Genomic DNA, 25,944 nt, shown 5'->3' on the forward strand with positions numbered 1-25,944 from the left:
TCGCTCTGACACTCGAGGAAGGAGCGGGGCGCGGCGGTGGGGCGGGAGGAGAACCGTCCCGCCGCGCCCCGGATCCGGCTCAGGTGAACCGGTGCGGCCAATGGGCCTCAGTGTCAGCTTGCGCTGGCCACCTTCGGGCGGAATTCCGGCCGGGCCGTCTCCGTGCCGCCGCGCTGCGGGCTGATGTTTTCAAAGCGCGCGGCGTGCTGCTGCGGCTTGGCCGTGCCCTTGAGGACGGGGAAGAGCAGCTCCGCCACCCGGTAGGCCTCTTCCAGATGCGGATAGCCGGAGCCGACGATCGTATCGATGCCAAGCGCCTGATACTCGCGGATGCGCTCCGCCACCGTTTCCGGCGAGCCGACAAGGGCAGTGCCTGCACCGCCGCGCACAAGGCCGACACCGGCCCACAGGTTGGGCGAGACTTCCAGCCGGTCCCGCCGCCCGCCATGCAGGGCGGTCATGCGCTGCTGGCCGACACTGTCCGACTGGCTGTTCAGCCAGGCCTGCGCCTTGGCAATGTCCTCGTCCGTCAGCTTCGAGATCAGCCGGTCTGCGGCTGCCCAGGCTTCCTCGTCGGTTTCCCGCACGATGAAATGCAGGCGGATGCCGAAGGAGACTTCGCGGCCCTTGCGGGCGGCGGCTTCCCGCACCCGGTCCAGCTTTTCGGCCACCTGCGCGGGCGGCTCGCCCCAGGTCAGGTACTTGTCCACCCGGCCGGACGCGAATTCGATGGCCGCATCCGAGGACCCGCCGAAATAGAGCGGCGGGCGCGGGCTCTGCACCGGGCGGAAGGGCAGGCGGGCGTTGAGCGCGCGCACATGCTTGCCATCCAGATGCGCTTCGCCCTTGGCCAGAAGATCCTCCCAGACTGTGAAGAACTCTTCGGCAAAGTCATAGCGCTCGTCATGGGCCTGGAAGATGCCGTCACCGGCCAGCTCCGCCGGGTTGCCGCCAACCACGATGTTCAGCAGCAGGCGTCCGTTCGACACCCGGTCGAGCGCCGTGGACAGGCGCGCATAATAGGCCGGCGACGCGGTGCCGGGGCGGATGGCGACGAGGAAGCGCAGCTTTTCCGTATGGGCGGCGAGATCGGCAGCCGTGATGAAGCTTTCCTCGCAGAAGATGCCGGTGGGCAGCAGCACACCGTCATAGCCCAGCGTATCGGCTGCCTGCGCCACCTGCCGCAGATACTGCGGCTCCGGCGGGCGGTGGCCTTCGGACGAGCCGAGATAGGGCCCGTCGCCGGAGGTGGGAATGAACCAGAGGAAATCGAGTTTGTCCTGTGACATGGGTCAGGCTCCTGAAAGGGTGTTGCGCCGGATCAGGCGGATTTCGGTGTCCATACGGCCGAGCGGATGTCGAGCTTGCGCGGAATGATGCCGAGGGCGTGGAAGTCGTCGGCGAGCGCCTGCTCGTAGACGATGTGCTTTTCCTCGACGAAGCCGATGGCGCCGTAGTTCTGGCCCTTGCGGGTGGCCACCGTGGTCAGCACGTCTTCCGGCAGGCCGGTTGCGGCAGCGAAGGCCTTGACGGTGCCGGGCAGGTCGTTCTGGGCCGCCTCGCCAACTTCGCGCAGGGCGAGGATCAGTTCAGCCAGCAGCTCGCCGTTCTGTTCGGCGAACTTGCCGTTGGCGGAGAGGAAGCCATAGGCCGGGACAACCCCGTCAGCGGTGGCCAGCACCTGCGTCTCCGGCGATTTTTCGGCGCTGGCGGTGTAGGGGTCCCAGATCGACCAGGCGTCGATGGAGCCATTGGCGAAGGCGGGGGCAGCGTCCGGCGGAGAAAGGTCCACCTGCTCCACGTCATCCAGCGAAAGCCCTGCGGTGCGCAGCAGCTGCAGGGCGACGTTATGGGCGCTGGAGCCGCGCTTGAAGGCGAGCTTGCGCCCCTTCAGATCTTTGAGCGAAGTGATGCCGGAATTCTTGCGCACCAGAATGGCCGAGCCGGTGTCCGAGCCGGTATAGGCGCCGGCAAAGACCAGATTGCCACGGGCCGCATGGGCAAACAGTGGCGGCACATCGCCTGTGGTGCCGAAGTCGAGGGCGCCTGCGCTCAGTGCTTCGAGCAGCGGCGGGCCGGAGGTGAACTCCGCCCAGGAGACGCTTATGCCGCGCGGGGCAAGGCGCTCTTCCAGCAGGCCGCGCCCCTTGAGCAGCGCCACGACGCCGCCCTTCTGCCAGCCGATGCGCACTTCCTTGACGGTCTGTGCGCGGACATTGAACGAGGGGCCGAAAAGGCCGAGGGCAGAGGCGCCGAAGCCGAGAAGCAGGGCGTTGCGGCGGTCGATTGTCAAGGTCATGGATTTCGCTCCATTTCATCTGGGAAAGACCGGAGAACCGCTCCGGCGGGCGGATGGGGCTGGGCCTAGTGGCCCACGGCAGTGGCGTTGAGCTGCGGGCGGCCAAGGAAGGGGGCAAGCTCTCCGGCGGCCTGGTCGAGGCGGGCAAGCACCGCCTCGTTGACAAGGCGCCCGTCGAGATAGTCCCGCTCGCTGGCATAGACGCCGGTGCCCAGCGTCTGCGCGCTGAAGAAGGAGAACAGCGGGCGCAGCTGATGCTCGATGACCAGCGCATGCCTGTCACCGCCGCCGGTGGCGGTCAGCAGCACCGGCTTTCCGGCGAAGAAGTCCACCGGCAGCAGGTCGATGAGGTGCTTGAAGAGGCCCGGATAGCTGCCCTTGTAGACCGGCACGGCGATGATCACCGCCTCTGCGGCCTTCAGGCTGGCAAGAGCCGTCTGGGCATCGGGGCCAAGATCCTCGGCGCGCTGGGCGTTGCCGAGGAAGGGCTGGAAATCCGAGATGTCATATACCCGGGTGGTGCGGCCGAAACGTTCGGCGGCAAGGCGGGCGGCGGTGGCGGCGAGGACCCGGGTCTTGGATCCGGATCCCGAACTGCCGGAGAGGCTGACGATGGACGGCTGTGTCATGAGGCATGTCCGTTATTGGTCTATAATGTAGATAGACTAAGTAACTTTCATGCCTCCGGTCCATTCCATAGTCAGAGCCGCAAAGAGAAGAACTCCGTTCTCCCTCACACTGGCGGCAGCAGAAGCTTTCCCCTTGCCGGTGCTGTTGCCGTCTGGCCGCTTGCCAGCGGCTGGCTGAGGCGCCGGGCCAGAAGGGCGGCCTGTTCGCGGATCTCCGGAATTGCCGTGATCTCCCAGAAGGCGGCGCGTGTCACCGGACCGATGCCGAACAGGCGGGGATGCGGCTGGCCGCTGGCGGTGAGCAGGCGGGACTCGCTGTCGAAATCAAGGCCGAGGCCAAGCGGATCGATGCGGCCTGTCCCATTCTCCAGGATGTCCTGCAACAGCGGCGTGGAAGGTGTTTCCGGCGAGCGGCGGATGCCCCGGCAGTCGAGGGCTGCGGCGGCCGTCAGGATTTGCGGCTCCCGCACCACGCCGCTGCGCGGCTGATAGGACACCTCGACCGTGCCGTCTGCGGCTCTTCGGGCCGAGAGATAACGGCCCTTGACCACCTTCAGCTGGCCGCTGGCAAGGGCCTGCGCAATCCTTGCGGCAGACTGGGGCGGCATGCGGTGGCGGTGCACCTCCCAAAAGGACGCCAGATGGCGCAGGAAGATCTTGCGGTTTTCCGCCGTCAGATGATGCCAGAGCGTGCGGATATGCGGGCGGATGCCGTCCAGCACCTCACGCCAGTCGCCGCCCCGCGCCTGATGCTCAGCGGCAAGCTTGCGCAGCCAGCGGGTGAGAAACTGCGTGCTTGTGCCAAGCGGAATGTCAGCTGCCGACAGCCGCAGCGGATGGGCGCTGCTGTGGGCCTGCGGCAGAAGGCCGTGGCGGGACAGAGCGGTCATCGGCCCCGTGTGGCCCCGGTCGAGCAGGGAAAGCGCCCAGTCCACCATGGTCAGACCGCTGCCGATGAAGATCACCGGGGCATCGGGGGCAATATCCGGCAGGGCGTGCCAAGGGTTGGAGAGGGCAGAGCCTGCAGACGCTCCGGAGGGATGGCCGGTGGCCAGCACGGCGGCATGAGCCATGACGGTGGAGCCATCGTCGAGGGTCAGGGCGACACTGCGGGGCAGGGTCTCGATGGCGGTGCAGGAGGCCGCATGCAGGCGGATGCTGCCCCGCTCCAGGCCGGGGCGCAGCTGCGCCTCCAGATAGTCGCCGTAGATGGCGCGGGTGACGAAGCAGGCCGGCGTTGCATCCCCGGGCCGGGTGGCCAGCCATTCGCCGAAATGATCCGGCGCATCGGCATAGGCGCTCATGTTGCGCACGCGGGTGTTGAGAAGATGGCCCCGGTCAACGGGCGCATAGGCGATGCCGCGGGCAATGCGGTCTGCCTGTTCGATCAGCGAGATGCGGATGCGGCCCGCGGTCAGTCTGTCCAGATTGGCTGCCAGCAGCGTTCCACTGGCACCAGCCCCGATGATGGCGATGTGATGCGTCATGCTGCGTTCTCCCGGTTTCTGGCGGCCGGGGCGCGGCATGTGCCTCGCATCAGGACACGTGGAGGGCTGCGATCTTCTCGCTCTCCTCGGCCTCGGCCATCTGTCGCATGGATGCGATGGATCTGGTGTCCAGAACCGAGGCGATTGCCTCGCGGACATCCAGCATGGTCAGCCGCACGGAACAGGCGTTCTCGTCCGGGCAGTCGTGACAGCGGTGATAGGCGGTGCGGCTGGCGCAGTGGATGGGGGCGAGCGGTCCGTCGAGGACGCGCAGCACATGCCCCACCATGATGTCTTCCGCCGGGCGTGTCAGGCAGTAGCCGCCGCCGCGCCCCTTGCGGGCATGGACGAAGCCTGCGTGGCGCAGGTCCGCCAGAATGGCATCGAGAAACTTCTTGGAAATCGAATTGGCGTCGGCAATTTCCGACGACTGGACAACCTGTCCCTCGGGCAGGCCTGCCAGATGGCACATGGCCTTCAACCCGTATTTGCCTTTCATGGACAGCATGGAAACCGGACTCCGCAGGACAATGGACCCTATTCATCCATTTTATTGATCGTCCATATAGACCGGTTTGTTCTTTCTGGCCAGAACCAAAGGCTTTCCGCCACGGCGGAAGGCTGCGCGGCCGGGGAACCGGCGGCGCGGGGAGGAATAGCACTACCCGGTGAGGTTCAGTACCGGGGGCCATGGGCGGAACCAGCGGCAAAACCGGCCAGCGCCAGTGTGCGCGGCAGGTTGCCATCTGTCCGGGTGGCGGCTGCCTGCGCGGGAACGCTGGCTGGGGCTGTCTGCACCCCGCTGCTGCTGCCCGCCATGGCCCCGCGCGGGGAGGCAAGCACGGCAACGACAAGTGCATAGGCCGCAACGAAGGCAATCCAGGCGGCGAGGCGCATGATGTCCTTGCGCGTTGTGGTGCCGTTGGCCGGGCTGGCGGCCGTGATGCGTCGTCCGGTCATGTTCCGTGCCTCCTCTCATGGGTTGTGACGGTGCGTCCGTCATCGGTGCGGCGGCGCGGGCTTGCGCTGCGGCCGCCGGGATAGCGGGGGATCAGCGACAGGTCGGTCAGCAGCGTCTTGCCAACCGGCCACGGGCCGAAACCGGCGTCCGGATTGATATGGCCCGAAGCCCCGAGATCGATCAGCCGTGCGCCCCAGTCATCGGCGAGCCGGCCGGCCCGGTCGAAGGTCATCCAGGGATCGTTGCGGCTTGCCACAACGGCGGCGTTGAACTCGAACCGCTCGCGCGGCAGCGGGCCGAAGTGGCCGAGGCGCTGGGCGCCGATGCCGCGTTCCACATCAGCAGGGGCGACCAGCAGGGCGGTGCCGATTTCCACCGAGGGCCAGCGCGCCGCCACGCGGGCAATGGCCGTGGCACCAAGGCTGTGCGCCACGATATTGGCACCGGGATGCTCGCGCAGATGCCGCACGATGGTCACGTCCCATTGATAGGGATCAGCCGCGCTCCAGTCGTCCTGGCCGACCCAAATGGCCGACGGATCCGTCTTCAGCCACCAGGTCTGCCAGTGATTGCTGCAGGAGCCGCCAAGGCCTGGAATGATCAGGGTGACAGTCATTGCCATCTCCATATGGCTGCTGTTGACACTGTGTTGATCATCTACTGGTTCGCTGTACTTTTGAATTCCAAAGGCAGTGCTCCGAAGAGCATGGATGTTCTCTGCCGGTCCCGTCCGGCGGCAAACTCATCTCCGCGACACGTCGACCGGATAGGCCGTGGTGGCCTTGATCCGCTCCATCGCAAAACGGGAGGTGACATTCTTCAGCGGCACGCTTTCCGTCAGCCGCTTGTAGAAGGCGTCGAAGGCGGCCATGTCTTCCACGGCGACCCTGAGCAGATAGTCGGCGTCCCCCGCCATGCGGTGGATCTCCATGACTTCGGGCATGGCGCCGGTGATGCGGGCAAAGCTGTCGCGCCATTCCGGCGTGTGGTCCGCTGCTTCGATCTCGACGAAGACGGTGAGACCCAGCCCGATCCGCTCCGGCGCGACGAGCGCGACGCGCCCAAGGATGATGCCGGTCTGCTCCAGCTTCTGGATGCGCTTCCAGCAAGGCGTGGGGGAGAGGCCTGCCCGGTCGGCGAGCTGGGCAATCGACAAGGTGGCATCCGCCTGCAATGCGGCGATGATCTTGCGGTCGATGAGGTCCAGAGACATGCCTTCTCCAATATGTATATCGAATTAGTAGATATATTTCGCCGGGAAGCTTCTCCTGTCAAGCTGGCTCCGTTCTGCGCCCTTGCGCTGCGGAGCATTGCAAATTCTCCGAAAGGGCTGTGCGGGAGAAAAGTGTTCCTGTTTCCCTCCGCGGCCGGATGCCCTACAATGCGGGCAGCCCCTTCGTGGTTCCCGCCGGATGGTCCGGCGGCCGGTTGCCTTGCAGCCTGGACCGGGGAACAGAGACGCACGTGTTATCTCTCAAGGCACAATATGCATTGAAGGCCGTCATCGCGCTCGCCCGCAACGGGACGGACGAGGTGCAGCTGACGGCGGATATTGCCGAAACCCAGGCGATTCCGAAGAAATTCCTTGAGCAGATCCTGCTGGATCTCAAGCACAACGGGGTGGTCGTCAGCCGGCGCGGCAAGGCGGGCGGCTATATGCTGCGCAAGTCGCCCGACCTCATCACCTTCGGCGAGATCCTGCGCATCGTGGAGGGGCCGCTGGCGCCGCTTCCCTGCCTCAGCCGCACGGCCTACCGGCGCTGCGACACCTGCCGGGACGAGGCTGCCTGCGAGATCCGCCGGGTCTTTGCGAAGGTTGCCGAAGCCAACCGCGCCATCCTCGATAACACCACGATTGCCGACTGCCTGAAGGGTCAGGGGCTGCCGGAATCCAATCCAGCCCGTCTTGTTGGATAAATTTTCTACGATTTCGGCTTTATTGCAGTGGCGGTTTGTTTTTAAACTCGACAAAATCGATAGAGATTAAATGCGTTGATAGCAGGGAGGTTCCCCAAATGACACGCATCAGGTTTCTGAAATCCGCCGCCGCCGTTGCCCTCGCGCTTGCCTTTGCAGCGCCGGCCCCGGCCTTTGCCGCAGACGTGACGCTGCTGAATGTCAGCTACGATCCGACCCGCGAGCTCTACAAGGAATTCAACCCCGCCTTCGCCGCCTTCTGGAAGGAGAAGACGGGAGACAACGTGACCGTGCAGATGTCGCATGGCGGCTCGGGCAAGCAGGCCCGCTCGGTCATCGACGGGCTGGAAGCCGATGTGGTGACGCTGGCGCTTGAGGCCGACATCAACGAGATCGCCTCGGCCACCGGCAAGATCCCCGAAAACTGGCGCAGCCTGCTGCCGAACAACAGCGCGCCTTATGTTTCCACCATCGTCTTCCTTGTCCGCAAGGGCAACCCGAAGGAGATCAAGGACTGGCCGGATCTGGTCCGCGATGGCATTGAGGTGATCACCCCGAACCCGAAGACCTCCGGCGGCGCGCGCTGGAACTTCCTGGCCGCCTGGGGCTGGGCACAGAAGACCTATGGCGGTGATGAAGCCAAGACGCGCGACTATGTGACCGAGCTTCTTCGCCATGTGCCGGTGCTTGACACCGGAGCCCGCGGCTCCACCACCACCTTCGTCCAGCGCGGCATTGGCGACGTGCTGCTGGCCTGGGAGAACGAGGCTTTCCTGGCTCTGGCAGAACTGGGGCCGGACCAGTTCGAGATTGTCGTTCCGTCCATCTCGATCAAGGCCGAGCCCCCGGTGGCACTGGTTGAAGGCAATGCCAAGGCAAAGGGCACGGAAGAGGTGGCCAAGGCCTATCTTGACTATCTCTATTCCCCGGCGGGGCAGGCCCTTGCAGCCAAGCATTACTACCGTCCGGCGAGCCCTGAACTGGCCGATCCGGAGGATCTGAAGCGCTTCCCCGAAGTCGAACTCGTCACCATCGAGGATTTCGGCGGCTGGGCCAAGGTGCAGCCCGAGTTCTTCGGTGACGGCGGCATCTTCGACCAGATCTACAAGCCGGCGCAGTAAGAACAGATGGCAGCCATCACTCCACAGGCGCGGTGGCGGTTCCGTCAGCCGAGCGTGCTTCCCGGTTTCGGGCTCACGCTCGGCTACACGGTGACCTACCTGACGCTGATCATCCTCATTCCACTTGCGGCGCTTGCATGGCGCGCCGCCGGGCTGGGGCTTGACGAATTCATCCGCATCGCCACCGACCGGCGCACGGTCGGGGCCTTGCGGGTCAGCTTCGAGGCGGCGTTCATCGCGGCCCTGATCAATCTGGTCTTCGGCCTGATCACAGCCTGGGTGCTGGTGCGCTACCGCTTTCCGGGGCGCGGTGTGATCGACGCGATCGTCGATCTGCCCTTTGCCCTGCCGACGGCTGTGGCGGGCATCGCGCTGACGGCCATCTATGCCCCCAACGGCCCCATTGGCGCGCTGCTGGCGCCCTATGGCATCAAGATCGCCTATGCTTTCCCGGGCGTTGTCATTGCTCTGGTCTTCATCGGGCTGCCATTCGTGGTGCGCACGGTGCAGCCGGTGCTGGAGGATCTGGACCGGGAAGTTGAGGAAGCGGCGGCGACCCTTGGGGCAGGCCGGTTCAAGACCATCTTCCGCGTGCTGCTACCCGCTTTGCTGCCAGCCAGCCTCACCGGCTTCGCGCTCGCCTTTGCCCGCGGGGCAGGGGAATACGGCTCGGTGATCTTCATCGCGGGCAACATTCCCTATGTCACGGAAATCGCGCCGCTGCTGATCGTGATCCGGCTTGAGGAATTCAACTATGGCGCAGCGACGGCCATTGGCGCGCTGATGCTGATCATCTCCTTCGTCATGCTGCTGGTGATCAACCTGACGCAGGCCTGGAGCCGCCGGAGATATGGCCATGGCTGATCTTGCCTTTCTGACCCGCTCCTCACCCATCAGCGAAAGCCCCCTGGCCAAGCTGCTGCTGGTGCTTCTGTCCCTGCTGTTCCTGACGGTGTTTCTGGCTCTGCCGGTGCTTGCGGTCTTCAGCGAAGCCTTCCGCAACGGGCCGGGCGCCTGGGTGTCTGCCCTGCAGGATCCGGATGCTCTGTCCGCCATCCGCCTGACCCTGCTGGTTGCGGCCATTGCCGTGCCGCTCAATCTGGTCTTCGGCGTGGCGGCGGCCTGGGCCATCGCCAAGTTCGAGTTCAAGGGCAAGGCATTCCTGATCACGCTGATCGATCTGCCGTTCTCCGTGTCTCCGGTCATCTCGGGGCTGGTTTACGTGCTGCTTTTCGGCTCCGGAAGCGTGCTCGGGCCCTGGCTGAAGGGCTATGGCATCGAGATCCTCTTTGCCGTGCCGGGCATCGTGCTGGCGACGGTCTTCGTCACCTTTCCCTTCGTGGCGCGGGAGCTGATCCCGCTGATGCAGGAGCAGGGCACGGGCGATGAGGAAGCTGCGCTCAGCCTCGGGGCCAGCGGCTGGCAGACCTTCTGGCGGGTGACGCTGCCGAACATCCGCTGGGGCCTGCTCTATGGTGTGCTGCTGTGTAATGCCCGCGCCATGGGCGAGTTCGGTGCCGTGTCGGTGGTCTCCGGCCACATTCGCGGCGTGACCAACACCATGCCGCTGCACATCGAGATCCTCTACAACGAATACAATTTTGCCGCTGCCTTTGCCGTTGCCTCGCTGCTGGCCGGTCTGGCGCTGCTGACCCTCATCCTCAAGACCGCAATCGAGCTGCGCTACGCCGGACAGTTGTCCGCCTCGCGCGGCCATTGATGGAGCCTGACCCATGGAGCTTTCCATCCGTAACATCCGCAAGGATTTCGGTGCCGCCAATGCGCTGGAGGATGTGTCTCTGGACATTCATTCCGGCGAACTCATCGCCCTTCTGGGGCCATCCGGCTCCGGCAAGACCACGCTGCTGCGGCTGATTGCCGGGCTTGAAGCACCCAGCAGCGGCCAGATCTTCTTCGGCAAGGAGGACGCCTCGCGCCGCAGCGTGCAGGAGCGGCAGATCGGCTTCGTCTTCCAGCATTATGCCCTGTTCCGGCACATGACCGTGCTGGAGAACATCGGCTTCGGCCTCTCCGTCCGCCCGCGCGCCTTCCGCCCGCTGAAGGAGGATATCCGCAGGCGGGCGCTGGAGCTTCTGGATCTGGTGCAGCTCTCCGGCCTTGAGAAGCGCTATCCGGCGCAGCTTTCCGGCGGCCAGCGCCAGCGTGTGGCCCTCGCAAGGGCGCTCGCCATCGAGCCGCGCGTGCTGCTGCTGGACGAGCCTTTCGGCGCGCTGGATGCGCAGGTGCGCAAGGATCTGCGCCGCTGGCTGCGCGAGATTCACGACACCACCGGCCACACCACGGTCTTCGTCACCCATGATCAGGAAGAGGCGCTGGAGCTGGCCGACCGGGTCGTGGTGATGAGCCGGGGCCGGATCGAGCAGGTGGGCTCGGCCGATGATGTCTATGACAATCCCGGCTCGCCCTTCGTGCACCGCTTCATCGGCGAGGCATCGGAGGTTCCGGTGCGGATCGAGGGCGGGCAGGTGTGGCTCGACGACCGGCCCACCGGCCTTGCCGCACAGGGCGCTGCTGAAGGGGATGGCACACTGTTCTTCCGCCCGGATCAGGTGGACATCACGCAGGGCTGCGGCGGCTGCTTTGCCGGCACGGTTTCCGCCAGCCGCCGCCATGCCGGCTCCCGGCGCCTTGAACTGGAACTCGGCGGCTCGCGCCACAAGGTGGAGATCGACGTTCCCGTCGGCCATCCGGCCTCGCTGCGCAGCCAGATTTCCTTCCGTCCGCTTGCCTGGAAGGTGTTTCCGTCCAATGGCGGGGCCGCCGTCTCCGGTGCGGCCGGGGAGGAGGCAGGCTCCCCCGCATCCGCGCGGGCCGCATCACGCTGAGGGCTGGTTGCCGGGTTCTTTCGCCAGTCCTTTTCGTCAGTTCCTTTCGCCGGGCTTGGGCTTTCGCCCTGGCCCGGCTAGAGTTGCGGCAGTGGAACAGCCGGACAGGATGGCGGCAGGGGCGGCGTGACGTTTGATCAGGGACTTCTTCTGGCGCTTCTCGGCGGCATGCTGGCCGTGTTCGTGCTCGACCGCTGGCGCATCGAAACCGTTGCGCTTGCCGGGCTTGGTCTTGCCTGTGTGTCTGGCCTTGTTCCCGCCAGCGCAGCCTTTGCCGGTTTTGCCCATCCGGCGGTCATCACTGTCATCGCGGTGCTGCTGATCGTCGAGGCCCTGCACGGCAGCCAGATCATCATCCGCTTCGGGCAGTGGCTGTCCGGGCTGGGGCTGCGTCCCGCCGGGCTTCTGGCCTGCCTGTGCATCACGGGCGCGGTGCTCTCCACCGTCATGAACAACATCGGCGCCATGGCCCTGCTGCTGCCATTGGTGTTCTCCCTGTCGCAGACCGGCGGATACGACAGCCGCGCCATGCTGATGCCGCTGGCTTTCGCAACGCTGCTCGGCGGTGTCTGCACGCTCATCGGCACGCCCGCCAACCTCATCGTCAGCAACACGCTGAAAGCGGCGACGGGGCAGGGGCTGCCGTTCCTCTCGCTGTTTCCTGCGGGCGCGGTGATTGCTGCCGCCGGATTGGCCGTCCTCCTCTTCTGGTGCCCGCGCATCTTTCCGCTGGTTCCCGCTGGTGTGGCCGGTGACGGTCCGGAAGACGATCTGTTCGACGTGCGTGAGCTTGCCGTGACGCAAGGCGGGGAAACGGTGGAGGGTCTTGCTGCACGGCTGAAGGGCCGGATCATCTCCGTCATCCGGCAGGAGGCGCATGTGTTTCCGCTGCGCCCGCAGACGGAGCTTCTGCCCGGTGATCTCGTCTTTGCCGAAGCGCGGGCCCGGTTGTTCACGCCGCTCATCGCGGAAGGCCACCTTGCGCCTGCGGTCAAGCCGGAGCCCGGTGAAGCCCTGACACGGCTTGCGGTGATGCCGCACAGCAGCCTTGCCGGATCGCGCATCGCTGCCATTGCAGACCTGGAGGAGCTGGACCTGCGCCCTGCTGCCGTCACCACCCACGGGCGGCGGCACGAAGGGCGGCTGGCGGACCTGCAGCTTCTGACCGGCGATGTGCTGACGCTCTGCGGCGCAGCTGGCGCCGCACGGCAACTGGCGGAGGATCACGGCCTGATCGTGGTGGAGGCCGCATCCGCTACCACTCCGGAGTCCGTGCCGCAGGCCTCGCCGGTGCCGCTGGTGCTGTTCGTGGCCGGGCTTGTGGTGGCCGCCACCGGCTATGTGACACCGGAGGCAGCCCTTGGCGGCACGGTGCTGGTTCTGGCACTGCTCGGCCATCTCGATCTGCGGGTGGCGCTGAAGTCCCTCAACTGGCCCATCATTCTGCTGCTGGCCGCCATGCTGCCGCTTGGTGATGCCATGGAGACGACCGGCACGGCTGCCATGCTGGCCGAAGCGCTGGCCGTGCATCTGGTGCCGGGCCAGCTGCTGCCCGCTGCCATCGCCATGCTGGTGATTGCCCTCGTCATGACGCCGCTCGTCAACAATGCCGCAACGGCGGCGATCCTTGCCCCCGTTGCCCTGCAGACGGCAGCGAGCCTTGGCCTGCCGCCTGCGCCGCTGCTGGCGGCCGTTGCCTTCGGCGCCTCGCTCGACTTTCTCACTCCCGTTGGCCACCACAACAACACGCTGGCCTATGGGCTCGGCGGCTACCGCTTTGCCGATTTTCTCAAGGCAGGCTGGCCGGTGACACTGGCCGCCTGTGCCGGTGCCATTGCCGGGCTCGCCCTGTTCTGGACCTGAGGCTTTTAGGCTGTGGGCAAGGCCGCGCGCCGCTGTTGCAGCTGACGCTTCCTGTCTAGATTGGGTCTGACAGGCACAGGAGACGAGACGGTGAAAGTTGCGATTGTTGGCGCTGGTATTGGCGGGTTGCCGGCAGCATGGGCCTTGCGCAAGGCCGGTGTGGCGGTGACGGTTTTTGATCAGGGCCCTATCCCCAATCCGCTGGCCACCTCTCACGACGAGCACCGCATCACCCGCCACATCTATCCGGGGCTGGATGGCTATGGCCAGCTGATGCCGGAGGCTTTCCGCGCCTATGACGCGCTCTGGCAGGATCTGGGGCAGCGCCATTTCGAGCCTCGCCCAATGGTGCATGTCTCGCGCGGGGAGGTGGACTATTTCCCCGCCGCCGAGGCTGAAATGAACGCGCTCGGCATCCCCATCCGCCCCCTGCCGCTGGACGGGCTTGCGGCCATGATCCCGGTGCTTGAAACCTCCGGCATCCGCGAGGCCTTCGAGGTGGGCGGAACCGGCGTGCTTTTTGCCGCCCGCACGATCACCGCCCTTGCCGCCTGGCTGGCAGAAAACGGCGCGGATCTCAGGCGCCACTCTCGCGTGACGGATGTGGACCCGGACAGCGCTACGGTGACGGTGGACGGCAGCCGTGAGAGCTTCGATGCAGTCATTGTGGCCGCCGGTGCCTGGGTGAGCGATCTGGTGCCTCAGGCCGCTCAGCGCCTCGTTCCGTCGCGCCAGCTGGTGCTCTATCTGGAGCCGCCGCAGGATCTCGCCGCCGCCTGGGCGGACGCCCCCATCATCATCGACATGGGCAGCGGCAGCTATGGCGCCTATGTCCTGCCACCCTGCAACGGCACCCGGCTCAAGATCGGCGATCACCGTTTCACCCGCATCGGCCACGGCAGCGATGACCGTACGCCCACGGCAGCCGACATCGCCCCCGTGCGCGAGGCCCTGACCGGCACGCTGCGCGGCTCCGAGCGCTACCGGATCATCGAGGAAAAGATCTGCTATTACACCGTCTCGGCAGACGAGCGTTTCGTCAGCGAGCCGCTGGGCAAATCCGGCTGGCTGCTCAGCGCCTGCTCCGGCCACGGCTTCAAGCTCGGCCCGCTCATGGGCCTCGGCGTGGCCGACGCCCTCACCGGAAAACGCGCTGCGGCGGACGTCTCCCGCTGGGCTGCTGGATTAGGCGGGGTGTGAGGGGAGGGGCTGCAACATCCCCATCCTCCGTCCCCATCCTCCATCCCCATCATCCGTCATGCCATGGCTCGACCATGGCATCCACCCCGATGCGTCCCGGCACATTGTGCGCGGGATTGGGCCCCTGTGACGATGAGACCCTTCGAGGTGCTGCCCGTGCGGATGGGAAACGGCATGGGTGCCATGGTCAAGCCATGGCATGACGGAGTGTTTGGGTGGCCCGGAGTGTCAGAACCGGCGCTGCGGCCTTGCGCCGTCCCGCCGCTTCGCCAATGACCTCGCTGCCATCACGCTAAAAACCTCCACTTTCGTCATGCCATGGCTCGACCATGGCATCCACCCTGATGCGTCCCGGCATGTTGTGCGCTGGATCGGGGCTCTGTGTGGGTGCGGCATTCGAGATGCTGGCCGTGCGGATGGGGAACGGCATGGGTGCCATGGTCAAGCCATGGCATGACGGAGTGAGGGGAGGGGCAGGGCGTCAGAACCGGCACTGTGCTCAATTCATTCGCCGCAGCCTCCCAAAAACAACAGCGCCCCGATCCATCGCTGGAAAGGGGCGCTGCCGTTTGCTTCGGTCAACGTTCCGGGCTGATTACCAGCCGGCGAGAACCGCGCCCTGGAACGTGTCTTCGACGAACTTGCGCACTTCGTCGGAATTGTAGGTTTCCACGAGGGTCTTCACCCAGGCGGCGTCCTTGTCCTGCGTGCGCACGGCGATGAGGTTCACGTAAGGGCCCTTCGGGCTCTCGCGCAGGATCGGGTCCTTGACCGGATCAAGGCCGGCTTCCTTGGCATAGTTGGTGTTGATGCCGGCGGCATCCACATCCGGCAGCGAGCGCGGCAGCTGGGCGGCGTCGATCTCGACGATCTTCAGTTTCTTCGGGTTCTCGACGATGTCGGCGATGGAGGCCTTGACGCCTGCATCTTCACGCAGCTTCAGCACGCCTGCGTCATCCAGCAGCAGCAGCACGCGGCCGCCATTGGTCGGATCGTTCGGGATGGCAACCGTGGCGCCTTCCGGCAGGTCGGTGATCGCCTTGTGCTTCTGCGAATAGACACCGATGGGGAAGTTGACCGTGAAGGCCACATCCGTCAGCTGATAGCCGCGGTCGGCCACCTGGTTGTCGAGATAAGGCTTGTGCTGGAAGGAGTTGGCCTGCAGATCACCGGCGTTCAGCGCCTCGTTCGGCACCACATAGTCGGAGAATTCGAGGATCTCGATGTCGAGGCCCTTCGGCGCAGCAAGGCGCTTCACTTCTTCCATGATCTGGGCATGGGGGCCGGGGGTGACGCCGACCTTGATCGTCTCGGCAAAAGCCGGGGCGGCAGCGAAGAGGGTGAGGGCAGCAACGGCGCCGGTCAGGGACGCGGCAATGGACTTGAAGAGCATGTGAGCACTCCGGTTCTGGGAAAGGACAAGCGGAAACTTCAATGCCGGGCGCGCTTGTCGAAGCGCCGGGCAAGGCTGTCGCCAAGGCTTTGCACGCCTTGCACGAGAAGGATGAGCACCAGCACGACCGCCAGCATCACGTCGGGCATGAAGCGCTGGTAGCCGAAGCGGATGCCGAGATCACCCAGGCCGCCGCCGCCAACGGCGCCAACCATGGCCGAATAGCCGATGAGGCTGACGGCGGTGAAGGTGAGGGCATGGGTGATGGCTGGCAGCGCCTCGGGCAGCAGTACCTTGCGCACGATCTGCAGCGGCGTTGCCCCCATGGCACGGGCCGCCTCGATCAGGCCCTGATCCACGCCCCGGATGGCGCCTTCAATGACGCGGGCAACGAAGGGCGTCGCGCCGATCGTCAGCGGCACGATGGCCGCCGTGGTGCCGATGGAGGTGCCCGCGATCAGCCGGGTCAGCGGCACGATGGCCACCACCAGAATGATGAAGGGCGTGGAGCGCGCCGCATTGACGATGAGGCCCAGCACCGCATTGAGGGCAGGGGCGGCGAAGAGCTCGCCCTTGCGGCTGGTGGCCAGGAACACGCCCAGCGGCAGGCCGATCGCCGTTGCCAGAAGGCCGGAAACGGCAACCATGTGAAGGGTTTGCAGCAGGCTGTCAAAAATCAGCTTGAGAATGTGCGGGGGCAGGAAATCAGGCAACATAGCCAAGCACCTCACTGGTCAGGCCGTGGGAGCGGGCACCCGCCTCAACGGCGGCAAGGGTTTCAGGTGCGGCATCGACGCTGACGACCAGCTGGCCATAGGTTTGGCCTGCGATCTGGTCGATCTTGCCCTGCACGATGGACAGGTCGAGCCCCAGCGTGCGCGAGAAGTGGCTGATGAACGGGCTCTGGCTGCCTTCACCCTTGAAAATGAGGCGCACCAGCGCCTGCCCGCCGGGCTGAGGCGCGCTCTGCAGCCTTGCGCGCAGATGTTCCGGCAGCACGGCGCCGGTCACGGCGGAGACGAAGCTGCGGGTGGTGGGGTGCTGCGGTTCGGTGAAGACATCGAAGGTGCGGCCATGTTCAACGATCTGGCCGCCGTCGATCACCGCGACCTCGTCGGTGATGGCGTTGATCACGCTCATCTCGTGGGTGATGAGCAGGATGGTGAGACCCAGTTCCCGGTTCACCTGGCGCAGCAGGTCAAGGATCTGGTCTGTCGTCTCCGGGTCCAGCGCCGAGGTCGCTTCGTCGGAGAGCAGCACCTTGGGATCGGTTGCGAGAGCCCGGGCGATGCCGACGCGCTGCTTCTGGCCGCCGGAGAGTTCGCCCGGATAGCGGTCCGCCTTGCCGTCGAGGCCGACGAGATCCAGCAGCGGGCGCACCCGCCGTTCGATCTCGGACCGGCTGGCGCCGATGATTTCCAGCGGCAGGGCGGCGTTGTCGAACACGGTGCGCCGGGCCAGCAGGTTGAAGTGCTGGAAGATCATGCCGATGGAGCGGCGCTCGGCGCGCAGCGCGGCTTCGCTCAGCTGCGTCAGATCGGTGCCATCGACGATCACCGCGCCCCGGCTGGGACGTTCCAGCCCGTTGACGAGGCGGATCAGGGTGGATTTGCCGGCGCCCGAACGCCCGATGACGCCCAGAATGCGACCGCGCCCGACGGACAGGTCAATGTCCTTCAGCGCCTCGACGGCAGCATGGCCACTGCGGGCCGGATAGATCTTTGCCACACCCTTGATCTGCACCAGAGGCGCCGGGCTGCCATCCGCCGGCGCGGAGGCAAGACTGTGCGGATCGGGCGGATTGGATTGCATGTTCACGGGGTCAGAACCTGTTGGGAGGGCCGCCCGCAACGCCTTGGAAGGGGCCTGAGGACGGATTGTGACGCTAATATCCCAGAGCCGGGCCAGCAGCGCGAGGGACCGGGTCATCTATATCGCCTCAATTCCGGATCGGCTTGGCCCAATTTGGAAAATACGGGGAAAAAATTTTCAGAACGGTCCCCGGGGGCTTCGCTCAGGCACGGGGGAAACTCCTCCGGGGCGCGGCCGGGTGTTCTGACGTGTATGATACGCCGCACTCCCGGCAGAAGCGGTGCTGGGATTCATGCATGAAGATTTATATGATTAATTCTCTGGTTTCGGCGCGCCGGCAGCTGCAATCCTGCCCCGTCTATGGCATGCAGTTGCGGAGCGGTTTATTTTCCCAAGCGAAATAATTCTGATTAATTTTTTTAATCTGTACATTTCTTGATTTTTACGACGTATTTCAATTTATGAAAATTTTTTCCTTGTATATGTTGCGTTGTGGATTTCAAGTAATTGGCTTTTATTCGCGTTCTTTTGATTTTTTATTTGAGTTGATGCTTGTTGCGGTTTCAATATCGATATTGATTGTTCAAAAGATCCTGATATTTATGGCTCTGTTCCGTTGGGGGAGAAGAGATAACCGTGAACAGTGCCGTAAGATCTATTGCCGGCAGGATCATGCGATTACGAGGTGATCGCAGAGGGAATGTCGTCGTCATATTCGCCTTGCTTGCATTGCCCTTGATTGCTGCCATCGGTGTTGCTGTTGATTATGGCTATGCCGTCACGGTGCGGACGCAGTTGCAGGCTGCGGCAGATGCGGCTGTGATGGCGGTGGCAAGGGAAGTTTCGCAGACCAGGGATCAGTCCAAGGCAGCGGAGCTGGGGGCCACGGTGCTTCAGGCCAATCAGGAGAATTGGCTCATCAGCAGCGATGCTGCCGTTCATGCGGTCCGCTTTGAGCCCGGCTCTGTCCAGGTAACCGTCACCGCTCGTGTCGAGACCCATTTTTTGCGCGTTCTCGGGCGCAACACTCTGGAAGTGAGTGTGCTTGCTGAAGCGGGGCTGGGCGGCGCCAACCCCTGTATCATCGTCAAGTCTCCGTCCGCCTCCCAAGCCTTCGTTGTCAATGGCGGCGTGAATATTGCGGCAAAAGAATGCGAGATACACGTCTGGTCTACTGCGTCTCCCGCCGCCATTCTCAATGGTGGGTCAAGCATAAACGCCGCGCGGATCTGTCTGCGCGGGGACCGGATCATTCATAATGGCGGGACTTACAGCAATCTCGAGCGGAACTGTTCCCCTCTTGCCGATCCTTATGAGGGCCGGATCAGCGCTCCGGCCAGCACGCAATGCACGCAGTGGCACGGCAACTTCAATGGCCCCAGTGTCAGCCTGTCGCCCGGTGTCTATTGCGGCTGGTTCAACTTCAATGGCTCGCCTTCGGTGACCTTTCAGCCGGGCCTCTACGTCATCAAGGACGGAGGATGGAACGTCAATGGCGGCGTCTGGCGGGGGGATGGTGTTACCTTCTATTTTGCCGACACATCGAAAATTCAGTTCAACTCCGGCATGGATATCGTCCTGAGCGCGCCGAAGAGCGGGCCTTACGCCGATATTCTGTTCAGCGAGAAGCCGGGCCTGTCATCCTCGCAGTTCATATTCAACTCGACCGTCAGAGAAAACTTCAAGGGCGTGATCCACCTGCCCAGCCGGGATGTCACCTTCAATGCCAGTTCAGATGTGCAGGGCGAACAGTTCCTGCTGGTCGCCAACACGCTGGTGCTGAACTCGATCAACTGGGTGCTGAAGCCCCTTCAGTCAGGCGGTGGCGGCAGCGGCGGCTACATAAGCCGGTAATGCCTGCTCCCGGTGAAACACGCGCCGGGAGCAGCTCCAGCCCGCGCAAACGCCTGAGCCTTATCCTCATTTTGCCCTCAGCCGGGGATGGGGCGTAATCCGGGCTCGACAGGGCGGGTGCGGCGCGGCAATGTCTGGCGCATGTGCCGGCGGGGTGATGCCTGATGCGGCGGTGGTGACGTTGTTCCGGCGGAAAGTCCTGACTTGATTGCTCTGCGCCCAATCCTGAGTGTTCTCGGCTTTCTCTACGCCGCTCTTGCGACGGCCATGCTGGTGCCGGCCATGGTGGATGTGGCCAGCAAGAATGCCGACTGGCAGGCCTTCGTCTTTTCGGCCTTTCTGACCAGCCTTGCGGGCACCTTGCTGGCTCTCGCCATGCGCGGCACGCTGCGCCGGGGGCTGAACATGCGCCAGACCTTCGTGCTGACGGTGATGGCCTGGGTGACGCTGCCCGCCTTCGGCTCGCTGCCGTTCCTGTGGCTCGGCATCGGCTATGCCGATGCCATGTTCGAGGCTGTCTCCGGCTTCACCACCACGGGGGCCACCATTCTGGAGGGGCTGGATTCCCTGCCGCCGGGGCTGCTCGTCTGGCGCTCCATGCTGCAATGGATGGGCGGCGCCGGGATTGCCATCATGGCCGTGGTGCTGCTGCCTTTCCTGAGGGTCGGCGGCATGCAGCTGTTCCAGACGGAAGTGGCGGACCGTACCGAAAAGATCGTGGCGCGCTCGGTGCAGCATATCCGGCTGATCGCCGGCTGCTATGTGCTGCTCACCTTCGCCTGCGCGCTCGCCTATGCGGCGGCCGGCATGGAGACCTTCGACGCGGTGAACCACGCCATGGCCACGGTGGCGACCGGGGGCTTTTCAACGCGCGATGCCTCCTTTGCCGCCTTTGCAGGCATGCCGGCGGTGGTCTGGACGTCCGTTTTCTTCATGATCCTTGGCGCGCTGCCCTTCGTGCTGATCGTCCAGGCGCTGCGCGGGCGGCCGCTGCGGCTCTGGACCGATCCGCAGGTGCGTGCCTTCCTGCTGTTCATGGCCGTGGTGACGCTGGGCCTGACCGTGCATCTGGGCGGCACGCAGGATCTGGTTTTCCACGAAGCCTTCAGAAAAGCGGCCTTCACGGTGGTGTCGATCACCTCCACCACCGGCTTTGTGCTGACCGATTATCAGGCCTGGGGCAGCGCGGTGGCCGGTCTCGTCCTGATGCTGTGCTTTGTCGGCGGCTGTACGGGCTCGACCTGCGGCAGCATCAAGATCTTCCGCTATCAGGTGTTCTTCGGCACGGTGCGCTCGCATCTGCGCAAGATGGTGAGGCCCAACCGGGTGACGCCGGAATATTTCGGCCGCACCCGGCTGACGCCCGAGCTCTCCTTCTCGGTTCTGTCCTATCTCATCGTCTATATTGGCGCAGTCGGCGCGGTCACTCTGGCGCTGTCCGTGTTTGATCTGGGCGCCATGACGTCCTTTTCCGCAGCGGCCAGTGCGATTGCCAATATTGGCCCGGGGCTCGGCCCGGTTGTCGGGCCCGGCGGCAGCTATGCGTCGGTGCCGGACGGGGCCAAATGGGTGCTGAGCGTTGCCATGCTGCTGGGGCGTCTGGAGCTTCTCACCGTGCTGGTGCTGCTCGACCGCGATTTCTGGGCAAACTGAAAGGCAGAAAATGGACTTCGAAAAGCCACTCGTTCGCGGGCGTCTGGTCAAGCGCTACAAGCGGTTTCTGGCGGATGTGGTGCTGGACAGCGGCGAGGAGATCACCGCCCATTGCGCCAACCCCGGCTCGATGCTCGGCCTCAATGCGCCCGGCTCGCTGGTCTATCTGTCCCGCTCGGACAATCCGGCCCGCAAGCTCGCCTGGTCCTGGGAGATCATCGAGGCGGACGGAGCGCTCGTCGGCATCAGCACGGCCCATCCCAACCGCTTGGTGGAAGAGGCGCTGCTGGCCGGGCTCATCCCGGAGCTTTCCGGCTTTGCCGGCCTGCGGCGGGAGGTCAAATACGGCAAGAATTCGCGGATCGACATTCTGCTGGAAGGGGCGGACGGCGGGCTCACCTATGTGGAGGTGAAGAACGTCCATCTGATGCGCCAGGCCGGGCTTGCCGAATTCCCGGATTCGGTCACCGCACGCGGGGCCAAGCATCTGGTGGAACTGGAGGATATGGTGCGCGCCGGGCACCGGGCGGTGATGGTCTATCTGGTGCAGCGGCCCGATTGCAGCGAGCTGGACTTTGCCGCCGACATCGATCCGGCCTATGCGGCGGCCCTCAGACAGGCCATGGCAGGCGGTGTCGAGGCCCATGCCATCGGCTGCGAGGTGACGCCGGAATTCATCCGCGCCACCCGCAAGGTCGTACTCCGTGCCTGAGACCAACTCCCGATGAGCCCGGCTCATCGGGAGTTGGTCAAGCCCGTGCGGCGCTTGCGCATCCTCAAGGCGTGATGCGTCAGCATCTCAGAGCCTTGGTATGACGAAGCGGACCGGGGCAAATGGCGTCAGCTCGGCAGGGCGAAGTCCTGCTGCGCGCCGCCGGCGACCGGGGCATTGGCAGGGGCCTGCAGCACAACGATCTTCGTGCCGTTGGGCACGCGGTTGTACAGGTCGATCACATCCTGATTGATCATGCGCACGCAGCCGGAGGAAACGGCGGTGCCGATCGTCCAGTATTCTGCCGTGCCGTGGATGCGGTAGAGCGTGTCGCGGCCGCCTTCGAAGATGTAGAGCGCGCGGGCGCCCAGCGGATTGTCGAGGCCCGGCGCCATGCCGTTGCGGAACTCTTCCAGTTCCGGCTGACGGGCGATCATCTCCGACGGCGGCGTCCAGCGCGGCCATTCGCGCTTGTAGGCAATGCGGGCCGAACCGCCCCAGGTGAAGCCGGCGCGGCCGATGCCGACGCCATAACGCATGGCCTGTCCGCCTTCCATGGTCAGATAGAGGTAGCGGTTGGGCGTGTCGACGATGATGGTGCCGGTCGGCTCAGGGCTCTGATAGGGCACGATCTGACGGAAGTACTGCGGCTTGACGCGGCGCAGATCCGCCGCCGGGATCGGGAACTGCTCGTTCGGCATCGGGCCGTACATCTGCAGATATTCCGGCGGAATGTGGCTGTAGGAGGGAGCTGCGCCCTCGTAGCCATCACGGGCGAGGCCGGGCGAGGGGACCGGCTGGACATAACGGGTGTTACAGCCGGCAAGAAGTGTTGCCGAGGCGGCAACCAGAAACCGGCGACGGGAAAGCAGCATTTAAAACCTCAATTCTGATCTGGAGCCGGCGGCATTGTGCTGCACGGGCGCGGCTCCTGGCGACAAGCTCCCCGATTCAACTTTCCGGGGGCTTAATCCGTTCCATTTTCACGAAAAGTTTGATGAACGGGGTTTGGGGGGCGGGTCGTCCTGGCGGGCGGGAGGATCGCCATAAGGCTCCGGCGCTCCCAGAAACAGCGTTCCGGCGGGCACGCTCACCCGTTGCGGCTGCTCCTGCAGGGGAAAGCCCATGATGCCGGTGCACAGCATGATCTTGCAAGGCGCGCCCTGACCGGGCAGAACCGGCGCCCCGTCGTCCGGGGTGCTGGCCTTGGGGGTGACGCTGGCGATGACCCGGTAGGGCGCAGGCTGGAGAGCCTCAAGACTCACCAGTCCCGCCCTCACAAAGGCGGAATGGGCTTGCGCCGGGCGCATTACGGCAAGAGCCAGCACCAGCATCACAAGTGCCGGAGCGAGCGCCAGAATCGCCAGATTTCCTCTCAGGGCCGTCATCATGGTCCCCTCATTAAGGGGGAATGTGGCAGCGAGGGGGCGGGTGAAGCCAAATCACCGTGACCGGCGGAGGAGGCGCAGCACGATCGCATCACTGTGGCAAAAAGGGCGCAGATAGACTTGGGGCGCAGACACGTGCCTGCGCCCCCATGCTTTCAACTGGTGCCCGGTCAGCCGGCGGTCGTCTTGGCCAGCGGCGGCTGGAACTGCCAGCCCATGTCCCAGGGGAAATAGATCCAGGTGTCCTGCGACACTTCCGTCACGAAGGTGTCAACCAGCGGGCGGCCCATCGGCTTGGCATAGACGGTGGCAAAATGCGCCTTCGGCAGCATTTCGCGCACGACGCGGGCGGTCTTGCCGGTGTCGACCAGATCGTCGATCACCAGCACGCCGCTGCCTTCGCCCTCATCAAGGCCGATGACGCGCGGGTCGATCGGTTTGATCACCTGCAGCGAGCCCTGGTTTTCGTAGTCGTGATAGCTGGCGACACACACCGTTTCGATGGTGCGGATGCCGAGCTCACGGGCCACGATGGCGGCCGGTACAAGGCCGCCGCGGGTGATGCAGACAATGGCCTTCCATTCGCCCTGACCGGACAGGCGCCAGGCAAGGGCGCGGGCGTCGCGGTGGAACTGGTCCCATGAGACGGGGAAGGCTTTCGGCTGGTCCGGGTTTTCCATGGAGGTCTTTTCCTGTTCAGGCATTGCTGAGGGCGGCAGCGACGGCAGCTTCCACGGCCTCGGTTGCGCGGTTCAAGGGGTCTTCATCACGGGCGCGGATCACGAGCTGGGTCGAGTAGCGGCCGTCCTGATTGCGGGGATAGGACCCGATCACCGTTTCGGGGTGGTCCTTCTGGATCTGGCGCAGGGCATCGGCGATGCGGCTTTCGGGCAGAGGGGCATCGACACTGCGCGACAGGATCTTGCGGCCGGTGCGCAGGGTGGGCACCACCGCGTCCAGCATGGCCTGCATGATGTTGGGCACGCCGGCCATCACATGCACATTGCCGATGCGGAAGCCGGGGGCCTTGGACACCGGGTTTTCGATGAGGTCTGCGCCGGCCGGGATGCGGGCCATGCGCTTGCGCGCATCGGTGAACTGGCCGGGCGCATAATGGGCCTCGAGAATGGCCATGGCGCGCGGATCGTAGTCAATGCTGACGCCGAAGGCCTTGGCGATGGAATCGGCCGTGATGTCGTCGTGGGTCGGGCCGATGCCGCCGGAGGTGAAGACATAATCATAGCGGCTGCGCAGGGCATTGACCGCCTCGACGATGCGGTCTTCCTCATCCGGCACGACGCGCACTTCACGCAGCTCGATGCCGGTCATGGTCAGCACATCCGCCACATGGCCGATGTTCTTGTCCTTGGTCCGCCCGGAGAGGATCTCGTCGCCAATGACGAGAAAGGCGGCGGTCACGATGTCACTGGGCTTGTCGCTCTGCATGGCCTGTTGCCTTTCCGGGCTTTCTACCTTCAGGAATTGCCCGGCTGCTGGCAGCATTCATGCCGGGAAAAACGCTTTATCTCAGGTTTACCGCGCGCTCAAGCATGTGCAGGCGGGCGCCAGCCATAGATCCAGTCCATCCGCTGCAGCAGCGACTGCGGCGAGGACAGGCGCAGCACCGTGTCGCGGGCCAGCGCGGCGGGCAGACCAAGGTGGTAGATGGTGGAATTGGTGGCCGCCGTCTGCTGCACCTTGGCCGAGCGGGGCTGGCGTTCGCGCACATAGGCCTGAAGCGCGGCGGCGGGCTGATCCGGCCGGGCGGCCAGATGGTGCGCGAGAACGATGCCATCCTCGATGGCCATGGCCGCCCCCTGCGCCGCGAAGGGCAGCATGGCATGGCAGGCATCCCCCAGCAGGGCGATGCGGCCTTTCTGCCAGATGCCGCCTGCATCGACGGCCCGCAGCGCCCAGCGGAGCCATTCATCCGGCAGCCGCAGCAGGTTCTGGGCCGGTTCAGGCCATCCGGCAAAGCGCTGCAGCAGGTTTTCCTTGTTGGCCGGTTCCGACCAGCCCGGTGCATCCCAGTCTTCTTCCACCAGCGCGACCAGATTGAACTCCCGTCCCTGCCGCAGCGGATAGTGAACAAGATGCGCCTTCCGGCCGAACCAGATGCCGGATCCGGCCAGAAACTGCGGCGGGATCAGACTGGCCGGCACGGTTGCCCGGTAGGCGGTGCGGCCGGAGAAGACGGGAGCAGGGCCGTTGAGGATCGTCTGGCGTGTTGCGGAACGCACGCCATCGGCGCCGATCAGGGCGTGGGCTTCCAGCGTTTCCGGGGGAGTGGCCCCTTGTGCCAGTGTCACCTGCAGCTTGCCGCCTTCCTCGGAGACCGAGGACACGCGGGTGCCCAGACGCAGGGAAATGGCCGGCATGGCATGGACAGTGTCCAGCAAGGCACGCTGGATATCGGCGCGGTGGACCAGCAGATAGGGCGCGCCGTAGCGGTCAGCGGCGGCGGCGCCAAGCGGCACATGGGCAAGAGTGCCGCCGTGCCTTGCGCTGCGGATCGTCAGTTCCTGCGGTTCGAAGGCATGGCTGCGCACCGCATCCAGCACGCCAAGGGCGGCGAGCACATGCGTGGCATTGGGGGAAAGCTGGATGCCGGCGCCCACTTCCTCGAGCCAGGCGGCCTTTTCGGCCAGGATGACGGAAAAACCTTTTTGTGCCAGCGCGAGGGCGGCGGTCAGCCCGCCGATGCCCGCTCCGGCTATGATGACGGGATGCGTCATGGCCGCTCCTGACCCGAAAAGGGATGCCGGATCAGCGGCGCCCGGCGGGCACCGCCGCAAGATACATCAGCCGG

Annotated in this window: 26 protein-coding genes; 10 read left to right on the top strand and 16 right to left on the bottom strand. The window is 65.0% G+C overall.

The genetic code is table 11. The features are described from left to right. Positions 1–113: 113 nt before the first annotated feature. The 8 genes from ssuD to AC0CMF_RS00805 form a co-directional block, all read right to left on the bottom strand. Positions 114–1,289, bottom strand: a complete 1,176-nt coding sequence (gene ssuD, locus AC0CMF_RS00770) for an FMNH2-dependent alkanesulfonate monooxygenase (RefSeq protein ID WP_374629352.1) — start codon at positions 1,287–1,289, stop codon at positions 114–116. A gap of 32 nt (positions 1,290–1,321) precedes the next feature. Further along, on the bottom strand, positions 1,322–2,299 hold the full coding sequence (locus AC0CMF_RS00775) for an aliphatic sulfonate ABC transporter substrate-binding protein (protein ID WP_374629351.1): 978 nt from the start codon (positions 2,297–2,299) through the stop codon (positions 1,322–1,324). Positions 2,300–2,364: 65 nt separating this feature from the next. After that, the gene (locus AC0CMF_RS00780) at positions 2,365–2,928 is read right to left on the bottom strand and encodes an NAD(P)H-dependent oxidoreductase (RefSeq protein WP_050472724.1); all 564 of its coding nucleotides are present in this window, start codon (positions 2,926–2,928) and stop codon (positions 2,365–2,367) included. Between the two features lie 104 nt (positions 2,929–3,032). Continuing rightward, a complete protein-coding gene (locus AC0CMF_RS00785; RefSeq protein ID WP_374629350.1) occupies positions 3,033–4,415 on the bottom strand; it encodes an FAD/NAD(P)-binding protein in 1,383 nt (460 codons plus the stop codon). Between the two features lie 49 nt (positions 4,416–4,464). Then, positions 4,465–4,923 (bottom strand): RrF2 family transcriptional regulator, encoded by a 459-nt coding sequence (locus AC0CMF_RS00790; protein WP_019966447.1) that lies wholly within the window; start codon positions 4,921–4,923, stop codon positions 4,465–4,467. Between the two features lie 167 nt (positions 4,924–5,090). Next, positions 5,091–5,375 carry a hypothetical protein gene (locus AC0CMF_RS00795; RefSeq protein ID WP_058899527.1) on the bottom strand — a complete coding sequence of 95 codons (285 nt, stop codon included), beginning with the start codon at positions 5,373–5,375 and terminating at the stop codon, positions 5,091–5,093. Next, positions 5,372–5,992, bottom strand: coding sequence for an RBBP9/YdeN family alpha/beta hydrolase (locus AC0CMF_RS00800; protein WP_162936386.1), 621 nt, complete (start codon positions 5,990–5,992; stop codon positions 5,372–5,374). Before AC0CMF_RS00800 ends, AC0CMF_RS00795 begins: the two co-directional genes overlap by 4 nt. Before the next feature lie 126 nt (positions 5,993–6,118). After that, a complete protein-coding gene (locus AC0CMF_RS00805) occupies positions 6,119–6,589 on the bottom strand; it encodes an Lrp/AsnC family transcriptional regulator (protein ID WP_019966450.1) in 471 nt (156 codons plus the stop codon). 251 nt (positions 6,590–6,840) lie between these two features. Between AC0CMF_RS00805 and AC0CMF_RS00810 the strand changes: the two genes are divergently transcribed. From AC0CMF_RS00810 to AC0CMF_RS00840, 7 genes are all read left to right on the top strand, one after another. After that, a complete protein-coding gene (locus AC0CMF_RS00810) occupies positions 6,841–7,293 on the top strand; it encodes an RrF2 family transcriptional regulator (protein WP_058900761.1) in 453 nt (150 codons plus the stop codon). 98 nt (positions 7,294–7,391) lie between these two features. Next, complete coding sequence (locus AC0CMF_RS00815) at positions 7,392–8,414, top strand: sulfate ABC transporter substrate-binding protein (protein WP_374629348.1); 1,023 nt, start codon at positions 7,392–7,394, stop codon at positions 8,412–8,414. A 6-nt stretch (positions 8,415–8,420) separates the two neighbouring features. After that, the gene (gene cysT / locus AC0CMF_RS00820) at positions 8,421–9,278 is read left to right on the top strand and encodes a sulfate ABC transporter permease subunit CysT (RefSeq protein ID WP_050472730.1); all 858 of its coding nucleotides are present in this window, start codon (positions 8,421–8,423) and stop codon (positions 9,276–9,278) included. Then, the gene (gene cysW / locus AC0CMF_RS00825) at positions 9,265–10,134 is read left to right on the top strand and encodes a sulfate ABC transporter permease subunit CysW (protein ID WP_050472731.1); all 870 of its coding nucleotides are present in this window, start codon (positions 9,265–9,267) and stop codon (positions 10,132–10,134) included. Before cysT ends, cysW begins: the two co-directional genes overlap by 14 nt. A 13-nt stretch (positions 10,135–10,147) precedes the next feature. Continuing rightward, entirely contained in the window at positions 10,148–11,260 is a 1,113-nt protein-coding gene (locus AC0CMF_RS00830) for a sulfate/molybdate ABC transporter ATP-binding protein (protein ID WP_050472732.1), read from the top strand. Positions 11,261–11,386: 126 nt separating this feature from the next. Further along, positions 11,387–13,123 carry an SLC13 family permease gene (locus AC0CMF_RS00835; RefSeq protein WP_374629347.1) on the top strand — a complete coding sequence of 579 codons (1,737 nt, stop codon included), beginning with the start codon at positions 11,387–11,389 and terminating at the stop codon, positions 13,121–13,123. A gap of 90 nt (positions 13,124–13,213) precedes the next feature. Next, entirely contained in the window at positions 13,214–14,323 is a 1,110-nt protein-coding gene (locus tag AC0CMF_RS00840) for an NAD(P)/FAD-dependent oxidoreductase (protein ID WP_374629345.1), read from the top strand. Between the two features lie 595 nt (positions 14,324–14,918). Here AC0CMF_RS00840 and AC0CMF_RS00845 read toward each other — a convergent pair. From AC0CMF_RS00845 to AC0CMF_RS00855, 3 genes are read right to left on the bottom strand one after another with little or no spacing between them, the layout of a single operon-like run. Continuing rightward, positions 14,919–15,716: a MetQ/NlpA family ABC transporter substrate-binding protein gene (locus AC0CMF_RS00845; RefSeq protein ID WP_374629343.1), complete on the bottom strand. Its 798-nt coding sequence runs from the start codon at positions 15,714–15,716 to the stop codon at positions 14,919–14,921. 38 nt (positions 15,717–15,754) lie between these two features. Continuing rightward, positions 15,755–16,432, bottom strand: a complete 678-nt coding sequence (locus AC0CMF_RS00850) for a methionine ABC transporter permease (RefSeq protein WP_019966460.1) — start codon at positions 16,430–16,432, stop codon at positions 15,755–15,757. Continuing rightward, positions 16,422–17,528 carry a methionine ABC transporter ATP-binding protein gene (locus AC0CMF_RS00855; protein ID WP_374629460.1) on the bottom strand — a complete coding sequence of 369 codons (1,107 nt, stop codon included), beginning with the start codon at positions 17,526–17,528 and terminating at the stop codon, positions 16,422–16,424. Before AC0CMF_RS00855 ends, AC0CMF_RS00850 begins: the two co-directional genes overlap by 11 nt. A 636-nt stretch (positions 17,529–18,164) precedes the next feature. Between AC0CMF_RS00855 and AC0CMF_RS00860 the strand changes: the two genes are divergently transcribed. The 3 genes from AC0CMF_RS00860 (at position 18,165) to sfsA (ending at position 21,747) form a co-directional block, all read left to right on the top strand. Beyond that, on the top strand, positions 18,165–19,382 hold the full coding sequence (locus tag AC0CMF_RS00860) for a pilus assembly protein TadG-related protein (protein WP_162936383.1): 1,218 nt from the start codon (positions 18,165–18,167) through the stop codon (positions 19,380–19,382). A gap of 204 nt (positions 19,383–19,586) precedes the next feature. Beyond that, entirely contained in the window at positions 19,587–21,035 is a 1,449-nt protein-coding gene (locus AC0CMF_RS00865; RefSeq protein WP_472480752.1) for a TrkH family potassium uptake protein, read from the top strand. 10 nt (positions 21,036–21,045) lie between these two features. Next, positions 21,046–21,747, top strand: a complete 702-nt coding sequence (gene sfsA / locus AC0CMF_RS00870) for a DNA/RNA nuclease SfsA (protein ID WP_472480754.1) — start codon at positions 21,046–21,048, stop codon at positions 21,745–21,747. A 128-nt stretch (positions 21,748–21,875) separates the two neighbouring features. On the opposite strand, the gene AC0CMF_RS00875 is transcribed toward sfsA, so the two are convergent. From AC0CMF_RS00875 to AC0CMF_RS00895, 5 genes are all read right to left on the bottom strand, one after another. Next, a complete protein-coding gene (locus AC0CMF_RS00875) occupies positions 21,876–22,622 on the bottom strand; it encodes a L,D-transpeptidase (RefSeq protein ID WP_457167583.1) in 747 nt (248 codons plus the stop codon). A gap of 108 nt (positions 22,623–22,730) precedes the next feature. Beyond that, positions 22,731–23,138: a hypothetical protein gene (locus tag AC0CMF_RS00880; RefSeq protein ID WP_058899540.1), complete on the bottom strand. Its 408-nt coding sequence runs from the start codon at positions 23,136–23,138 to the stop codon at positions 22,731–22,733. 167 nt (positions 23,139–23,305) lie between these two features. Next, positions 23,306–23,815 (bottom strand): xanthine phosphoribosyltransferase, encoded by a 510-nt coding sequence (gene gpt / locus AC0CMF_RS00885; protein ID WP_019966479.1) that lies wholly within the window; start codon positions 23,813–23,815, stop codon positions 23,306–23,308. Between the two features lie 16 nt (positions 23,816–23,831). Beyond that, positions 23,832–24,581 (bottom strand): competence/damage-inducible protein A, encoded by a 750-nt coding sequence (locus tag AC0CMF_RS00890; protein WP_472480757.1) that lies wholly within the window; start codon positions 24,579–24,581, stop codon positions 23,832–23,834. 98 nt (positions 24,582–24,679) lie between these two features. Then, entirely contained in the window at positions 24,680–25,870 is a 1,191-nt protein-coding gene (locus tag AC0CMF_RS00895) for an FAD-dependent monooxygenase (protein ID WP_472480759.1), read from the bottom strand. Positions 25,871–25,944: the final 74 nt, after the last annotated feature.

This window comes from Pannonibacter sp. CBAS1226 (assembly GCF_055685825.1).

Coding starts and splice junctions, on each gene's coding strand:
- AC0CMF_RS00895 (WP_472480759.1), bottom strand. CDS start 25,870: ATGACGCATCCCGTCATCATAGCCGGAGCGGGCATCGGCGGGCTGACC.
- sfsA (WP_472480754.1), top strand. CDS start 21,046: ATGGACTTCGAAAAGCCACTCGTTCGCGGGCGTCTGGTCAAGCGCTAC.
- cysW (WP_050472731.1), top strand. CDS start 9,265: ATGGCCATGGCTGATCTTGCCTTTCTGACCCGCTCCTCACCCATCAGC.
- AC0CMF_RS00830 (WP_050472732.1), top strand. CDS start 10,148: ATGGAGCTTTCCATCCGTAACATCCGCAAGGATTTCGGTGCCGCCAAT.
- ssuD (WP_374629352.1), bottom strand. CDS start 1,289: ATGTCACAGGACAAACTCGATTTCCTCTGGTTCATTCCCACCTCCGGC.
- AC0CMF_RS00875 (WP_457167583.1), bottom strand. CDS start 22,622: ATGCTGCTTTCCCGTCGCCGGTTTCTGGTTGCCGCCTCGGCAACACTT.
- cysT (WP_050472730.1), top strand. CDS start 8,421: ATGGCAGCCATCACTCCACAGGCGCGGTGGCGGTTCCGTCAGCCGAGC.
- AC0CMF_RS00780 (WP_050472724.1), bottom strand. CDS start 2,928: ATGACACAGCCGTCCATCGTCAGCCTCTCCGGCAGTTCGGGATCCGGA.
- AC0CMF_RS00890 (WP_472480757.1), bottom strand. CDS start 24,581: ATGCAGAGCGACAAGCCCAGTGACATCGTGACCGCCGCCTTTCTCGTC.
- AC0CMF_RS00785 (WP_374629350.1), bottom strand. CDS start 4,415: ATGACGCATCACATCGCCATCATCGGGGCTGGTGCCAGTGGAACGCTG.
- AC0CMF_RS00800 (WP_162936386.1), bottom strand. CDS start 5,992: ATGACTGTCACCCTGATCATTCCAGGCCTTGGCGGCTCCTGCAGCAAT.
- gpt (WP_019966479.1), bottom strand. CDS start 23,815: ATGGAAAACCCGGACCAGCCGAAAGCCTTCCCCGTCTCATGGGACCAG.
- AC0CMF_RS00850 (WP_019966460.1), bottom strand. CDS start 16,432: ATGTTGCCTGATTTCCTGCCCCCGCACATTCTCAAGCTGATTTTTGAC.
- AC0CMF_RS00855 (WP_374629460.1), bottom strand. CDS start 17,528: ATGCAATCCAATCCGCCCGATCCGCACAGTCTTGCCTCCGCGCCGGCG.
- AC0CMF_RS00790 (WP_019966447.1), bottom strand. CDS start 4,923: ATGCTGTCCATGAAAGGCAAATACGGGTTGAAGGCCATGTGCCATCTG.
- AC0CMF_RS00805 (WP_019966450.1), bottom strand. CDS start 6,589: ATGTCTCTGGACCTCATCGACCGCAAGATCATCGCCGCATTGCAGGCG.
- AC0CMF_RS00845 (WP_374629343.1), bottom strand. CDS start 15,716: ATGCTCTTCAAGTCCATTGCCGCGTCCCTGACCGGCGCCGTTGCTGCC.
- AC0CMF_RS00795 (WP_058899527.1), bottom strand. CDS start 5,375: ATGACCGGACGACGCATCACGGCCGCCAGCCCGGCCAACGGCACCACA.
- AC0CMF_RS00880 (WP_058899540.1), bottom strand. CDS start 23,138: ATGATGACGGCCCTGAGAGGAAATCTGGCGATTCTGGCGCTCGCTCCG.
- AC0CMF_RS00775 (WP_374629351.1), bottom strand. CDS start 2,299: ATGACCTTGACAATCGACCGCCGCAACGCCCTGCTTCTCGGCTTCGGC.
- AC0CMF_RS00815 (WP_374629348.1), top strand. CDS start 7,392: ATGACACGCATCAGGTTTCTGAAATCCGCCGCCGCCGTTGCCCTCGCG.